Source organism: Streptomyces cinnamoneus (assembly GCF_014650495.1).
Classification (GTDB): Bacteria; Actinomycetota; Actinomycetes; order Streptomycetales; family Streptomycetaceae; genus Streptomyces; species Streptomyces cinnamoneus.
In genome coordinates this window covers 1-513 of record NZ_BMVB01000102.1, presented here as the reverse complement: position 1 = coordinate 513, position 513 = coordinate 1, and the positions used below count along the sequence as shown (strand labels likewise).

The following is a 513-nucleotide window of genomic DNA, read 5'->3' as shown; positions in this document are numbered from 1 at the left end:
CCTTGCGCAGCGCGGCGAGATCGGGCAGCTTCTTTATCTGCATTTCCTTTAATGCCCTTGCCGCAGCTTCAAACAGGATAATTTCGCTTTCATGCCCCCGCAGATACTTTTCCTTGTCCGGCGATTTTCGGTATTCATCGTAAATCGGTTTTAACTGTCGGTATGTGGTGGTGTGCTTGATAAGCAGCGACAAATCAGACATACGCTGTTCCACTTCCTTAACCGCCTTTGCCGCCGCGTCATGGGCGGTCATAATATCCGCGATTTTGCTTTCAAGGTCGCTGTAATATTCAATCTTGTTTTCAGTCAAGAAGTTCATGCTTTTTGCAGCCTGTTTCAGATTATGGATTTTCACCCACCGTTCATAGCCCGCCGATTGTTGGGCTTTAATGCTGTTTTCAATATCGACGACAAGACGGATTTTCTTATCTTCCCGCAGCGGTTTTGACTTGGCGATATATACGCCCTTGATACGTTCCTTTATCGCTTCTTCCGTATAGGCCGCGCCGAGCG

General features: G+C 47.8%; 1 protein-coding gene. It reads right to left on the bottom strand.

Annotated features, from left to right (window positions below; translation table 11 throughout):
- Positions 1–513: hypothetical protein (locus IE182_RS33015; protein ID WP_506417130.1), on the bottom strand; the 513-nt coding region annotated here is incomplete at both ends.